At 69.3% G+C, this 13,580-nt stretch carries 14 protein-coding genes and 1 pseudogene; 6 read left to right on the forward strand and 9 right to left on the reverse strand.

Annotated elements, in window-relative coordinates:
* Positions 1-754 (forward strand): annotated as a pseudogene (locus VF106_RS02140) (hypothetical protein); the annotation flags it as partial.
* Positions 755-783: 29 nt separating this feature from the next.
* The gene (locus tag VF106_RS02145) at positions 784-2,361 is read left to right on the forward strand and encodes an ABC transporter substrate-binding protein (protein WP_330837817.1); all 1,578 of its coding nucleotides are present in this window, start codon (positions 784-786) and stop codon (positions 2,359-2,361) included.
* A 55-nt stretch (positions 2,362-2,416) separates the two neighbouring features.
* Here the strand turns inward: VF106_RS02145 and VF106_RS02150 are convergent, their stop codons facing one another.
* Entirely contained in the window at positions 2,417-2,863 is a 447-nt protein-coding gene (locus VF106_RS02150) for an anthrone oxygenase family protein (RefSeq protein WP_330837818.1), read from the reverse strand.
* Between the two features lie 81 nt (positions 2,864-2,944).
* Between VF106_RS02150 and VF106_RS02155 the strand changes: the two genes are divergently transcribed.
* On the forward strand, positions 2,945-3,526 hold the full coding sequence (locus tag VF106_RS02155) for a TetR/AcrR family transcriptional regulator (RefSeq protein ID WP_330837819.1): 582 nt from the start codon (positions 2,945-2,947) through the stop codon (positions 3,524-3,526).
* A gap of 704 nt (positions 3,527-4,230) precedes the next feature.
* Here the strand turns inward: VF106_RS02155 and VF106_RS02160 are convergent.
* The 3 genes from VF106_RS02160 to VF106_RS02170 all read right to left on the reverse strand — a co-directional run bounded on the left by VF106_RS02160 (position 4,231) and on the right by VF106_RS02170 (position 6,256).
* On the reverse strand, positions 4,231-5,235 hold the full coding sequence (locus VF106_RS02160) for a hypothetical protein (RefSeq protein WP_330837820.1): 1,005 nt from the start codon (positions 5,233-5,235) through the stop codon (positions 4,231-4,233).
* Positions 5,225-5,743, reverse strand: coding sequence for a SigE family RNA polymerase sigma factor (locus VF106_RS02165; protein ID WP_330837821.1), 519 nt, complete (start codon positions 5,741-5,743; stop codon positions 5,225-5,227). The genes VF106_RS02160 and VF106_RS02165 overlap by 11 nt, the downstream gene beginning before the upstream one ends.
* Before the next feature lie 114 nt (positions 5,744-5,857).
* Positions 5,858-6,256 carry a VOC family protein gene (locus tag VF106_RS02170; protein WP_330837822.1) on the reverse strand — a complete coding sequence of 133 codons (399 nt, stop codon included), beginning with the start codon at positions 6,254-6,256 and terminating at the stop codon, positions 5,858-5,860.
* A gap of 93 nt (positions 6,257-6,349) precedes the next feature.
* On the opposite strand from VF106_RS02170, the gene VF106_RS02175 reads away from it, so the two are divergent.
* Positions 6,350-7,339 carry a helix-turn-helix transcriptional regulator gene (locus VF106_RS02175; protein WP_330837823.1) on the forward strand — a complete coding sequence of 330 codons (990 nt, stop codon included), beginning with the start codon at positions 6,350-6,352 and terminating at the stop codon, positions 7,337-7,339.
* 128 nt (positions 7,340-7,467) lie between these two features.
* Positions 7,468-8,571, forward strand: coding sequence for a right-handed parallel beta-helix repeat-containing protein (locus VF106_RS02180; protein WP_330837824.1), 1,104 nt, complete (start codon positions 7,468-7,470; stop codon positions 8,569-8,571).
* 93 nt (positions 8,572-8,664) lie between these two features.
* Here VF106_RS02180 and VF106_RS02185 read toward each other — a convergent pair whose 3' ends face one another.
* Genes VF106_RS02185 through VF106_RS02195 form a run of 3 tightly spaced genes read right to left on the reverse strand, consistent with a single transcriptional unit; the run spans position 8,665 to position 9,672 of the window.
* Positions 8,665-8,991 (reverse strand): DUF1048 domain-containing protein, encoded by a 327-nt coding sequence (locus tag VF106_RS02185; protein ID WP_330837825.1) that lies wholly within the window; start codon positions 8,989-8,991, stop codon positions 8,665-8,667.
* A 1-nt stretch (position 8,992) separates the two neighbouring features.
* Positions 8,993-9,349: a DUF1048 domain-containing protein gene (locus VF106_RS02190; RefSeq protein WP_330837826.1), complete on the reverse strand. Its 357-nt coding sequence runs from the start codon at positions 9,347-9,349 to the stop codon at positions 8,993-8,995.
* Positions 9,346-9,672: a PadR family transcriptional regulator gene (locus VF106_RS02195; RefSeq protein ID WP_330837827.1), complete on the reverse strand. Its 327-nt coding sequence runs from the start codon at positions 9,670-9,672 to the stop codon at positions 9,346-9,348. The genes VF106_RS02190 and VF106_RS02195 overlap by 4 nt, the downstream gene beginning before the upstream one ends.
* A gap of 156 nt (positions 9,673-9,828) precedes the next feature.
* Between VF106_RS02195 and VF106_RS02200 the strand changes: the two genes are divergently transcribed.
* The gene (locus VF106_RS02200) at positions 9,829-10,872 is read left to right on the forward strand and encodes a tetratricopeptide repeat protein (RefSeq protein ID WP_330837828.1); all 1,044 of its coding nucleotides are present in this window, start codon (positions 9,829-9,831) and stop codon (positions 10,870-10,872) included.
* A gap of 6 nt (positions 10,873-10,878) precedes the next feature.
* On the opposite strand, the gene VF106_RS02205 is transcribed toward VF106_RS02200, so the two are convergent.
* On the reverse strand, positions 10,879-12,141 hold the full coding sequence (locus tag VF106_RS02205; protein ID WP_330837829.1) for an amidohydrolase/deacetylase family metallohydrolase: 1,263 nt from the start codon (positions 12,139-12,141) through the stop codon (positions 10,879-10,881).
* Positions 12,142-12,177: 36 nt separating this feature from the next.
* Positions 12,178-13,509, reverse strand: coding sequence for a helix-turn-helix domain-containing protein (locus tag VF106_RS02210; protein ID WP_330837830.1), 1,332 nt, complete (start codon positions 13,507-13,509; stop codon positions 12,178-12,180).
* Between the last annotated feature and the right edge of the window lie 71 nt (positions 13,510-13,580).

The raw sequence follows: 13,580 nt of genomic DNA on the forward strand, positions 1-13,580 counted from the left end.
CGCGTCAGAAGCCGGTCACTGGCGTTCCTGGGCGGCGGAGATCGCGGGTGACCGGCGTACCCCCGACGGCCTGCCCATCGGCACGGACGAGCTCGTCAGCGCCGCGCCGTTCGCCACCGCGCTCTGGCTGGTGCCCGCGGAGGCGACGAGCGTCGTCGCCCATCCCCGCCTCGGCCGCATCCTCACCGAGCTTCGCGAGTCCCTGTGGGTGATCGTGCCCGCCGACCACGCCGCCACCCCGGACCACGCCGAGCTGCATCCGTGGCTGGCGCGCACCCTGGTGTCGGCGTTGGTCGAACGGGGCACGGAGCAGGACCTGCCGTCCTATCTCGACCAGTTCACGGCGCTGCTCGAAGAGCCGGACACCAAGGGAGACCCGGCACGCGACGCCTACTGCCGGCTGGCGCTCGGGCAGTTCGGCGCCGTGGTGTCGGCGTTCACGACCAGTTTCGACACCGAACCCCACGCGGACTGGACCGGCCGGCTCCGGCTGGTGACCAGGGCGCCGGACAATCTTTCGCTCAACTGCCCGAGTGCCGACCACTATCACGAGCTGGTCGACAGGCACATCACGACCACGCCGCCGGAACGACCGCCGATCGGCAACATCGTCACCCGGCTCGTCATCGCCAAGTGGCTTTCGGCGAACCCGTTCGCCATGCCGGACGAGGAGCTGCACGACGTGATCTCCCAGGCCTTCCATGACCTGCGCACACAGTCGCGCAGGCCGGACGTCGGCGACCTGCACGACTGACCGCCCCCACACACAGAAACGGATCGGCCATGCGGTGGTTCTCGCGTCTCACCCGTTCGTTGCACGGCTGGGGTCACTCGTCCGGTCGTCTCGTCCACCCGCGTCGCTGGCCGAGGCGGCACTGGGTGGTCAGCTCCACGTCGCTGGTCTCGGTCGTGATCGCGGCGACGTCGCTGACGTTGGTTGCGCTCGAACCGCCGGCTCCCTGCGGACCTGGACTGGACGCGGTCGGCACACCCCGGACCTGCGTTGGCCTGGACCTCGACTCCGTCGGCTTCGCCGACAACGGCCCGCTCGCCGACCTCACCCGCGAGTTGTCCGCACTGAACGCGGAGATCACCGGCTCGGCCACCACGATCGTGCTGCTCGACAACATGACCCCGGATCCGAGCCAGGACAGCGACACGATCGCTCCCCTGCGGCACCGCGTCCAGGGTGCGATGACGGCGGTGCGGCGCGCGAACGAGGAGTCCGTCGCGGGCGGCACCGACCCGAAGATCAAGCTGCTGCTCGCCAGCTACGGCAGCCGGGCGCAGTGGTGGCCACAGGCCGTGGACGCGATCAAGAAGGCCCGTGAGCCCGAGCGGATCGCCGCCGTCACCGGCATCGGGCAGAGCCTGGACAACACCCGACGGGCGGTGGCCGCCCTCTCCTCCGCCGGCATCGCGACCGTCGGCTCGGTCGTCACCGCCGACGACATGAACACCGACCTCGACGGCAGACCCATCCAGCACTTCGCCCGGGTGGCCCCCACCAACACCGACGAGGCCCGGGCGATGGTGTCCTACCTCGGCACGCACGGCTACCAGCGGGTGATGCTGGTCCACGACCTGAACGAGGAGGACAGCTACAGCAGGACGCTGGCGTCGGCGTTCACCGCCGAGTACGAGTCCCGGGTCGGGATCGGGATCCCGTACACCGATCCGTACCGGTCGCCGAGGCAGCAACTCAACGGCGCCCAACGCGACGAGTACATGACGAACCGGTTCGTGCAGATGCGCCCGGACATCTGTGTGAACCGCCCGGATGTGGTCGTCTTCGCCGGGCGCAGCGCGGACCTGGTGTCCTTCATGACCGCGCTCGCGGAGGGCGGCTCGTGCGGCATCCGGTCGCTCGACATCGTGACCGGCGACGACGCGGCCAACATCGCCGGCAAGCCGCTGCCCGCTTCGGGTCATCTCGGGTTCCGGGTGTTCTACACCGCGCTCGCGCACGACGGTCAGTGGGACACCGCGCCACCGGACTCGGACAACCGCAAGAACTACGACGCGTTCACGGAGATGTTCCTCGAGAGCGGGTTCGGCCAGGTCGACCTGGCCGACGGGCACGCCATGATGAGCCACGACGCGGCGCTCACCGCCATCACGGCGATTCGCCGGAACCCGCTCGCCACCAGCGATCCGAGCACGGTCAGCGACTACCTGCTCGGTTTCCGGTGCACCAACACCATTCCTGGCGCGACCGGCGTGATCGCACTCGAACGGAACGGCAACCCCGCGAACAAGGCCATGCCCATCCTCCAGATCCGCGCCGACGGCTTCCTGGAACAGGAGGACCTCGCCTGGCCGGCCGGCGCACCACTCGACCCCCGAACGACGTGCGCGTAGGGCCAGTATCGAAGTCGGTCATGTGGCCCCGCGTGTGCGGTGTCGGCCCGCGGGCTCAGGCGAGGGCGGCGACCAGCAGGGCGAAGGCGGCGATGATGACGGCGACGCGGACGTAGTGGAAGCGGTCCCAGCGGTTCATCTGCTCCTTCCAGTCCTCTGGCCGGTTCTCGGGGGTCCACGTCTTGCCCCGGTTGTTGATCGGGACGAGCAGCAGGACCGACATGATCACGCTCACGATCAGCAGTGCGCCGCCAGTGACGACGAGGCCGGTGCCGTCGTGGTGCCATCCGGCGATGGCCCAGACCGCGACGAGGACGAGCGAGCCGATGTACCAGAACGGCATCACGGCACCGAGCATCCGGCCCCCGTGGGCGCGGCCGCGTTGGCTGCTGTCGTCGGGAAGGGCGTCGAGGATCGGGTTGATGACGAAGGCGACGGAGAACTCCACCCCCACCATCAGGCCGACGACCACGGTGGTGAACACCTCGAGTGCGTTGAGCATGACGACTCCTAGCATTGATAGATGACATGTCAACGCTAATCCTACTGTCGCTCGCTTGTCTAGCGATGCTAGGATCGAATTGTGTCGGTACAGGAACGCAAGGAGCGCGAACGGGCGGACCGCGAACGCCTCATCGTGGCGACGGCCCGCGAACTCGCCGAGCAGCAGGGCTGGGACGCGGTCACCACCCGCCGGCTCGCCGAGCGCATCGAATACAGCCAGCCCGTCCTCTACAGCCACTTCCGCGGCAAACGCGAGATCATCGGCGCCGTCGCCCTCGAAGGCGCCGCCGAGATGGCCGCGGCGGTACGGGCCGCGGCCGCCTCCGCCGCGGACGGTCCGCGCGCCCGGGTCACCGCCCTAGCCCGCGCCTACCTCGACTTCGCCGCACGCAACCCGGCGGTCTACGACGCCATGTTCCAGCTCGACGGCGGCCTGGCGTTCGCGAAGGCGGACACTCCAGAACCACTGAAGGACGCCTTCGCCGCCCTGCTGGAGACCCTCGGCGAGGTCGCAGGCGACGGCGTCCACCCGGGGCTGTTCACCGAGGTGTTCTGGGCGTCCCTGCACGGGCTGGCCACACTGACCCGAGCGGGACGGCTGCCGCCGGAGCACACCGAGCGGAGGACGGAGCTACTGGTGGACCGGCTCGCCATGCTCTGACCCCACCGTCCTCGCGCGCACACCTCTCGCCGTGCGCGCGACGGTCGCCGATCGCGTCCGATGCGAACTCGCGACTGCGTGATCGGAGCAATGGGTCAGCGTGCGACCCAACTGGGGATGCTGGGAAGCCCGACATCGATCGGTGGGTTCACCACCACCAGCAGCTGATCCGCCGTGTCCACGACGACGACACATTCCGTTGCAGAACCGCGTGGTCGCGCTCTTGATCCTGCTCACACCCAACCCCTCAAGATCGCGCGGCTCACCGTGGCCGACGTCGAACTCGTCATCGGCGAGGTCCGACTGCGTCTCGTCGTCGGCAAGACCGTGCCGATCATCCCGCCGTTCTCCACCGTGTTGCTCGCTCACATCGCCACCCGGTCGAACCAGGCCACCGCCACCAACCCCGCCAGCACTCTGCTGTTCCCCGGCCGGCGCGCCGGCCCAACCCCTCCATCCGGGCTCACTGCGGCTGCGGCTGCATCGGCTGGGCATCCCCAACCTCAACCGCCGCACCCGCGCCATCCGCGACCTGCTCATCCAAGCCCCACCCGCCGTCGTCGCCTGCCTCGGCGGCTACTATCCCGCCCGCGCCGAGCTGCTCGCCGCCGAGGCAGGCGCAACCTGGAAACGCTACGCAGCGGGCGATCACGCACGCCGCGGTTAGGCGACCCCACCGCTCCAGGCGAGTAGGTCACTGACGGTCAACCCACCAGGGCCAGGCCCAGTTCGGCGAGTTGCGCTTCCGTCAGCGGCAGCGTCGGCCGGCCGGCGCCGACCCGGTGCGGGTTTCCGGGATCGTCCCGGTTGGTTTCGAAGTCCGGACTGCCGAAGTTCCGCACCGACAGCGAGGACAGCTGTCCGTCCGGCCGGTAGATCCGCAGGGTCTGGTTCTGCGACGCGAACGGTTCGCTCGGCACCACGTCGTAGATCTGCAACACGGTCCCGTCCGCCAGCACGTGCCGTTTCGGTGGCTGACAGTTGCCCATGTCGTAGGCCTGGTCGTCCGCCGCGGTCAGTGGATCACCGGTGAACCGGCCGAAGGTGAGCACCACGCTGCCGATGCCCTCGGCGTCGGACACGTCGGCGGTGTAGATGAACGCGTCGCGAGTGTTCGGCCTGGTGGACGGCACCTTCTCCTCGACCAGGAGGCCGCCGACCGACGTCACGCCATCGGGCCCAGCCACCGGAACGCTGCTCGGCCCCTGGGCCGACGCCGAACTGGGCCAGACCCACGGCCCCTTCACCGCGGCCAGGGCCTGCAAGACCCGATCTTGCAGCGTCGACAGGTCGGCGCGGACGCTGTCCAGGTCGCGGTCGGTGATGTCGGGGATCTCGCACCTGGGCACTGGCTCGGTCGGCCAGCCGGCCGGTGGTGGCGCGGTCGCCGCCGGAGTCCATGTGGTGGACGGGGAGTGCGCTGGCAGATCGGCCCGCGGCCACGGCGCTTCGGTCGGGGTCGACCCGGTCTGGGACGTCCCGGTCGCCGCGACGTCCTGACCGCCGGAAGGCAGGGCTCCCGCGGTGACGGCGACCGTGGCCACCCCGGCGACCGCGACCACCGCCGCCAGCGCAGTGCCGAACTGCTGGCGCCGACGCCGACGCCGGCCACGAGCGACCGCGTCGGCCAGCCCGCCGCGGGGCCTTGGCGGGGTCCGTTGCGCCAGTTCGGCCCGCAACGCGGCCCCGAGGCCATCCTCATCCCACATCTCGCACACTCCGCTCCGGTGTGTCGGTGTCGCGGTACGCCGCCCGCAACGCCTGTATCCCTCGTGACAGTTGACTTTTGACCGTGCCCGCCGAGCACCGCAGCACCTGCGCGACCTGCTCGACGGGCAGGTCGTGGACGATGCGCAGCACGAGCGTTGCCCGCTGCCTGGGTGGCACGTCCTGTAGTGCCGCCAGCAGCGACTGCTGCTCGTCGACGCGCGCCATGTCCCTCGAGTGCTCCGACCGCTCAGGCGCCTCGGCGACCAGGAGTTCCTTCGCGCGACCCCGCCGCCTGGTGTCGAAGAAGAGCCGGACAAGGGTGGTGCGCAGGTAGCCCTCCGCGTTGCCGCCGGCCACGCGTGGCCACTTCGCGTACAAACGGACGAAGCTTCCCTGGACCAGCTCCTCCGCCTCGACCCAGTCGCCGCACAGCGCGTACGCGGTACGCCGCGCCGCGTCGAACCGCGCCGAGTAGAAGTCGGCGAAGTCTTCATCGAAACCGGCCACCGGCATCCTCCTGCAGATCTTGGACGGGGTAACAACGCGGTCGGCCCCTGGGAGGTTGCACGCGCGATCAACACTCCCGGTCAGGAGCAGCAGAGGTACGTGTCGACGCAAGCGTCAGCGTGCGAACTTCTCGATGGCCGCCGGAGTGACGGGGGTGAAGAAGTTGACGAGGTTGCCGTCGGGGTCACGGAACAGCAGCGACCGGTTGCCCCAGGGCATCGTGGTGGGCTCGGTGACGAAGTCGGTGACGAAGCCGGTCAGGTTCTGGTGAACGCGGTCCACGTCGTCGACGAGGAACTCGGTGATCACGCTGTGGTTGTCCGCCGGGCGGGCAGAGCCCGGGGCGAACAGCGGGACGGTGCGGGTGCCGGCGATCGCGAGAGTGGCGCCCACGGTCCTGAGTTCGGCGAAGTCCTCGGTGGCCCACGTCGCCAGCACTCCTGTGGCTCGCTCGTAGAACTCGACGAGGCGCGCCACGTCGCTGGTGATGATGCGGATCGAGACGAAGTCCATGGGGATCTCCTTGGCTGTGCTGGAGGCGTGCACGTCGCAGGCTAGGAGAAATAGTGGACAGAATCGGTCCTGTATTCGCGTTAGGCTACGCACGTGCCTCGACCAACCGGCCGCGTGCTGACACTCCTGGAGCTGCTGCAGTCGGGCGGCACCCGGACGGTGGCCGAACTCGCCGACCGGCTCGGCGTCGAAGGGCGCACCGTGCGGCGGTATGTGGACCAGCTGATCGACCTGGACGTGCCCGTGGAATCGGTGCGCGGCCGCTACGGCGGGTACCGGCTCGCCCCCGGGTACCGCTTGCCTCCGCTCATGCTCAGCGACGACGAGGCGCTGGCCGTGCTGCTCGGCCTGGTCGCCGGCCGCCGGGCAGGGCTGACGACGACGCAGCACACCGCGAACGAGACGGCATCGGCGAAGATCCGGCGGGTGCTGCCCAAGCACATCGCCCGCCGCCTCGACACACTCCTGGAATCCCTCGCCTTCACGGATCAGTCCGGCGAGTTCGACACCCCGGACGCCGGGGTCCTGCTCACCATCGCCGATGCGGTGCGCCACCGCCGACCGGTCTCGATCCGCTACACCGACCGCGACGGACGGCGCAGCGAACGCACGCTGCACGCGTACGGGATCGTCGCCCATGCGGGCCGGTGGTACGTCACGGGCAAGGACGCCCAGATAGGCGCGGACCGAACCTTCCGGCTCGATCGCATCGCGGACGCGCGCACCCTGCCCGGCTCATTCGAAACGCCTGCGGGGCCCGACCCAGCACAGCGCCTGTTGTCAGCCTTCGCCACAGCCGAGTACCGGCACGAGGTGACCTTGCGGATCCACGGGACGGTCGAGCAGATCCGCGCCCACCTTCCCGCCAGTGTCGCGAACCTGGAGGAGCACGCGCCCGCGGCAGGCGAGGAGCGGGCGACCGAGCGCTGGCTGCGCGTCGAGCTGCGGGCGGAACGGCTCGACTGGTTGCCTCCGGTACTGGCCTCGCTCGACCGGCCGTTCGTCATCGAGCGCCCCGCTGAACTGCGCGACCTCGTCATCGCGCTCGCCGATCGCCTCGCGTCCCACGCCAGCCAAGCCTGACCGCCGACCCGCTGGCAGCATCACGACAATATTCGTCGAACTACTCCTGAACATGGTTAGCTTCTTTCGCTACTGTGCATCGAGAGTGGTCTAGACCTCTGGTGTTTCGTGAGTGCGAAAGGACGAGCATGAGACAGGTACGGCGCGCGGGATTGCTGGCCCTCGTGATCGCGCTGGTGGCCGCGGTGCTGTCGAGCGGCCAGGCATGGGGTGACGACCGGGTCGAGTTGTTGTGTGCCAACAACACGGGCGACGACGAGCGGATCAACGCCGCGCTCGGCGGGACCGCGACCGGTGGCGAGGTGGTGCTGTCGGGCACCTGCCTGATCGACGGCACGATCAGGCTCGAGGGCAACCGGACGCTGCGGGGCGTCTCCCGCACCGGCGCGGTCATCCAGCAGGCGGCCGGCGCCAACCTGGACGCGATGCTCGCCAGCGACACCTACCTGGACAACGTGCCGTGGACCGGTGAACCGGTGACCATCCGGTCGCTGACCCTGCTGGCGGACGGCGCCGCCAACCCCGGCGCCCACGACGCGCTGGTGCTGCGGTCGTGGCAGTCGGTCGTCGAGGACGTGGTGATCCGGGACGCCACCCGGCACGGCATCCGGGTGACCAACCTGTCGGCCAACGGGACGGCGCTGACGAACACCCAGGTCAACGGCCGGATCGTCGGCAACCACATCCACGACTCCGGCGCACGCGGCATCAACGTGGAGGACGTCGCCACCGACGTCGAGGACACCGGCAACTCGGTGACCGACTGGCAGTTGCTGGACAACTGGATCGGCGGCGCCGGCACCGACGGCATCGGCATGGACAACGCCGCGGGCTGGCTCGTGCGCGGCAACCACGTCTACGACGTCGGTCGCGTCGCCCTGTGGGCCGAGCGGTTGTACGGCTCCTCGATCACCGACAACTACCTGGAGGACTTCGTCGAGTCCGGCATCCGGCTGTCGATCCAGGGCGACGCGGCCTCCACTGTGTCCGGCAACCGCGTCTTCGACTTCTCCGGTGGCACCGGGACGTTCCTCGAGACACGGGTGAACTACGGCACCGGCAACCTCGCGGTCATCGGCAACACGGTGCGCGGCAACGGAGTGGGCGTCGGCCTGAACTACCAGCGCGGGTCGGGCGCCGGGCTGGTGGTCACCTCGACGGGCAACCTGGTGACCGGCGTCGCGACGCCACGACAGGTCGGCGCCGGGGTGACGGTCTCGGCCGGCGTGTGAGGCAGGCCGTCAGACTTCCTTGCGTGGCAACACGATGATCTCCGCACCGGTCTCCCGGTCGACATGGCCGGGAGACCGGATGCCAGGCAGGTACTACTTCCCGGCCGTGCCAGGTTCCCCGCCGATGGACTCCTGGTAGATGTCCGCGTAGGTGCGCGTGTCTTTCACCAGGCCGTCACAGAAGGCCGCGACGTCGTCGCCGATGAGCTCCAGAACTCCCTTGTCGGCCGCGACGCCCTCCTCGAAGAAATCGAGAAGCTCCGAGAGCAGCTGCCCGTCAGCCAGCCCGACCGGCCCGACCTTGAAGAAGTACCGCTGGATCTCCTTGTACACGATCTGGTAGTCCCTCGGGAGCGCTTTGACCCGCGCCATGTGCGCCCGCCACTGCTTCTTGCCCTCGATGATGTCTTGGATACCCACGTCAACCTCCGAGCCGGCCCAGTTTCCTTGCGACGTTCCTGTTCAACTGCTCGCGCCACCGGTCGCGATAACTCCGGGCTCCTTCACCGCCGGCCAGCGCCGCGCAGAACCCCTCGATGTCGTCACCCAGCACCTCGTGAACGCGCTGCCCATCGGACGCCGTCTCTTCGAGCAGGCCCAGGACACCGTCGACGATCGGCATCAGGTTGCGGCCGGTGAAGTCCGAGTAGGGAGAAAGACAAATCTTGATCTTCTCCCACGCGGCCTGGTAGTCGGCGGGCAATGCCGCGGCCCGGACTTCGAACGCCTTCCATTCCCTGGTGAGATCGCTGCCGGTGATGGTCTCCCAGAAGTTCATCCCTTGCCCTCCCTGAGCTTGTCGATCCGTGATGAGACGTACTCCCATTTCGCCCAGAACCTCGCGAGCTCTTCGCGCCCCGCGTCATTGAGCGCGTAGAACTTGCGCGGTGGGCCGAGCCCGGACGGTCGTTTCGCGACCTGGACAAGCCCGTTCTTCTCCAATCGCAGCAGGATCGTGTACACCGTTCCCTCGATGACGTCGACGAAGCCGAGTTCGTTCAGCCGACGCGTGATGGCGTACCCGTAGGTCTCCTCGCCGCCGATGATCTCGAGCACACACCCCTCGAGCGTGCCCTTCAGCATCTCCGTCAGGTCGTCCATCCTGGTCCTCCCAGCCACACTGGTACTCGGTGACACCGAATACCACTATAACGTACCACAGAGTAGAGAGTGGGCCAGCTGGGTGCATTCGGGCGTCTGACGGCGCGAACGGCCACTGGCCTGTGCGAGGGTGGGTCCACCACAGGAGGGGGCGCCATGGGTTTCCTGCGGCGACGCGGTGACAAGCAGCGCGAGGTCACCATCACTCCGGACGCGCTCACGTCGGCGCGGTTGCGGTTGCGGACGGCGGTCCAACGCCACGGCGAGGAACATCCGGAGTCGGTCAGGGCGATGCAGCAGGTCGGACACCTCATGTCGAAGGATCCCCGCCAGCAGAAGGACGCGGCGGAACTACTGCACCGCGTCGCGCGGCTCACCTACCGCAACCTCGGCCCGGATCACCCCGACACGCTCACCGCCATGTACGAGGCGGGCGACATGCAGTGTGCCGTCGGCAACCTGGAGCTGGCCGAGGAGCTGCTTCGCGACGCGCTCGCCGGCCAGGAACGGATACTGGGCAGCGAGCACCAGGACACGCTCAGCACCGCGCAGGCGCTCGGCGTCGTGCTCACCGAGCTCGGCCGGCCAGCGGAAGCGCAGGCACTGCACGAGGACGTGTCCGATCGTCGGGCCAGATCCCTTGGCGCCAGGGACAAGTCCACCTTGATCAGCCGCGACAACACCGCGAACGCGCTGCGGTCAGCTGGCCGGTTCGAGGAGGCGGCCGTGCTGTACCGCGATCTGTTGGCCGACGCGGAAGGCACCTTCGGCGCTGACAGCGAGGAAGCCGCCATCGCCCGCAACAACCTCGCCGCCACCATGTTCCAGCTCGGACACGCCGCGGAGGCGGCCGAACTGTTCCGAGCCGTGCTCGCCTCGGTCACGGGCACACCGGACCAGACGGACTTCGCCACGAACGTGCGGAACAATCTCGCCACCGTCCTTTTTGGACTTGAGGAGTACGCCGAGGCTGGCCGCCTGTTGCGGGACAACGTGGCGGAGTGCGAGCGCATGTTCGGCCGAGGCCATCCGAACACCGTGCGGTCGATCGCCAACCTGGCGCGGGTGGTGGCCGTCGAGGGCACCAGGACCGAGGCGGCGCGGTTGACCCGGGAATGCCTCGCGCACTACGAAAGCCGCCTACCGCCGAACCATCCCCGTATCGCCGAGTTGCAGGCCTTCCTGGACGAACTCTCCTGAACTCGGCTACGTGCGCGGGTACTGCTCGGCCAGCCCGTCCACGTCGACAAGAGGAGTGCGGAGCAGTTCCCGCACCCGTCGGTCACGCTCCCGCAACGCGGCCCGCTGGGCGGCGGTGAGTGGGATCCACGGCCTGGGTCCCTCCGGCAGCCGCGGCGGCAGCGGCCGGCCCGCGACGTAGGTGGCGTCGTTGACGAGTCTCCGATGCGCGGTGCGCCGTTGCCGGTGCGAGTCGGCCACCGCGAAGTCGCCCTCCTCCACGGAGAACACCGCGAGGTCCGCCGGAGCGCCGACGGCCAGCGTGCCGGCGCCGTCGGGCAGCCCCAGTGCCTCGGCGGGCCGCACGGTCGCCGCGGCGACCACCTGCTCGATGGTCATCCCGACGGCGAGCAGCTTGGTCATCGTGGTGGGCAGGTCGAAAACCGGACCATAGAGGCACCGCGCGTGCAGGTCGGAGGAGATCGTGTGCGGCACGACCCCAGCCGCCAGCTGCGCTTCGAGGACGTCGAAGGCGAACCCGCCGGAGCCGTGCCCGATGTCGAAGAGCACGCCGGACGCGTGGGCCTCGCGGACCGCCGGGGCGAGCCCGCTCCCGTCGAGCATGCCGCTGGCCAGCCCGCTGGCGCAGTGCGTGACGATGTCGCCGGGGCGCAGCAGCCCGAGCACTTCGTCCACTGTGGGCGGTTCGACGCCGATGTGCACCATGACCGGGACACCACCGGCCGACGCGACCGCGAGTGCGCGTCGCAGCGGCTCCAACCCGTTCGCGCCAACGGTTTTGCCGTCCATGCGCACCTTCACGCCGACGACGAGGTCGCGGTTGGCCGCCACGGTCGCGGTGGCCAGGTCGATGTCGCAGTTGGACAGTTCGCGGCACTCGCCGTCCGCCGCGGTGAGACCGACCGAGGAGATGTTCAGCAGCGCCGCGGTCCGCACCCGGAACGAACGCGCCGCCGCGCGCAGCGAGTCGAGCGTGTACGCGCCGGCCGACCCGGCGTCGACCCAGGTGGTGACGCCCGAGTACCAGGCGATCGGGTCGGGGTCGATGCCCCAGTACGTGGCGCCGGGGTGCACGTGGGTGTGCATGTCGACCAGGCCGGGGGTGACCAGCTTGCCGGTGACGTCGATGACCTCCTGGGCCGCCTCGTGCGGCAGATCCGGTGCCACGGCAGCGATCCGGCCACCGCGGACCGCGATGTCGAACCGGCCGACGTGCCCGCCGCCGACATCGACGACGTCACCGCCGCTGAGCAACAGGTCTGCGCTCACTGGCTCGCTCCACTTCCCTCCGCTGCCACGCCGTCGTCACGCGCGCTGGTCATCGCGCTCGTCCTCCGCGGCGGCCGCCCCGATACCGAGCCGGTACAGGCGGGTGGGCCGCCCCTTGCGGTGCAACTGCGCGCTGCCCTCCTCGGTGACCAAGCCCGACTCCCCCAGTTTACGGATCAGCCTGCGCCCGCTGGGATCCGTGATGCCGAGCGAGGAGGCCAGGTCGCTCGGTGAGATGGGCCGGCCCTGCAGGCTGCGTTCCAGCGCGGCGAGCCGCGAGAGCGTCGCGGCGGACAGCCCGGCGCGACGGGCGAGCTCCTCGAAGTTGCCGCCGTGTTCGCGGTACGTGTAGTTCAGCGGAGTGCCGGAGTCCGAGCCGCCCATCGGACCGATGATCACCCCACCGTCCTCGACCAGGTACGCCGCCGGCGCGCTCTCCTGCTCGGCCCGCGCCGCCGCCCACTCGGCCAGCTGGACACAGGTGCGGGCGGACGCGCCGACACCGAAGCCTGCCGCCACGCGGATGCCCAGAGTCTGTTGCGCCCGGCCGAGAATCGACATCGAGACCCAGTTGTCGGTGGCCTGCTCGAAGAGCGCGCGGTGCGCGAACGCCACCACACCCCTGCGGTCCCGGTTCTCGATCCACGCGTCACTGAACTCCGGCGCGTTGACGAGCAGGTTCATCAACCCGATCCGTGCTCTGTCCACATCGGACTGCACGTCCTGGTTGACGACCATGAACACGCCGGCGGCGAACCGGGACGCGTCGGCCTTCTGCGACTGGACCCGCAGTGCGAGCTCGTGCAGGTTGGCCCTGATCGTGGACGAGCCGGGATGCGCGTTCAGCACCGGGACGGTCTCGGTCAACCGTGCGGTGACCGCGGTGCGCACGCTGATCGCGTACTCCGCGCCCGTGTTCGCCGTGAACGTCCGGTGGAAGTCGACGATCTCGTCGACGGTCTGCGCCGGGTCGTAGGGCAGGCAGCTCACCTGGTCACGCTCGATCTCGAGCGCCCGCACCACCTCGTCGACCGTCTCCGGGTCGAAGGTGTCGATGCTGACGGGCGTGGCCCGCCAGCCGCGGGCGGCCGCGCGGAACAGGGCGACGGACAGGTCGAGGCCGGCGGACCGGGTCACGGTCACCGAAACGTCGGCCGGGATCACGTCCCGGACCCGGGCGAACGGGACCTGACCGAGCATGAGCCCGTCCACGTGCAGCCTGCCGAACAGGTCTTCGACCCGAGGACGGATCTCGTCCTCGTGCTGGTAGCCGATCCACTCCAGCCGCACACCGGACAGCGTCCGCGCCGCCTCCTCGTAGACGGTCCGGTGACTCTCGTGGAGGACGAGTCCGAGCACGATCGGCATGGCACCTCTATACGACCTAGGTTCGGAAGTGGTTCCCACTCAAGCTACACCGTTGCCGGGTCTTAACGAAC

The sequence above is a fragment of the Actinophytocola sp. genome, from assembly GCF_036378875.1.
GTDB lineage: Bacteria > Actinomycetota > Actinomycetes > Mycobacteriales > Pseudonocardiaceae > Actinophytocola.